Origin of the sequence: Streptomyces sp. P17, from assembly GCF_032436805.1 — a bacterium.
Taxonomy (GTDB): domain Bacteria; phylum Actinomycetota; class Actinomycetes; order Streptomycetales; family Streptomycetaceae; genus Streptomyces.
Genome location: NZ_JAVRBF010001543.1, coordinates 1 through 232 on the forward strand (window position 1 = coordinate 1; position 232 = coordinate 232).

Here is a 232-nt window from a genome sequence, read left to right on the forward strand (position 1 = left end):
CGATCAGCCACGTCGGCATCTTCAGTAAGGACGCGGTGCGCGACGAGCATTTCTGGACACAAGTCTGCAACGCGCGCGTCAGCGACCGGATCGGAGACGTGCCGCTCCTGCGCGTCAACGAGATCCATCACACGATGGCGCTCATTCCCGCACCGCGCTCCGGCATTCAGCACATCAACCACCAGGTGGAGAGCACCGACGATATCATGCGCTCCCACAGCCTGCTGCTGCA

At 62.5% G+C, this 232-nt stretch carries 1 protein-coding gene; it reads left to right on the top strand.

Annotated elements, in window-relative coordinates; genetic code table 11:
• Positions 1-232, top strand: a 232-nt coding sequence (locus tag RMT89_RS45625) for a VOC family protein (protein ID WP_315889634.1), incomplete at both ends; no start/stop codon positions are given.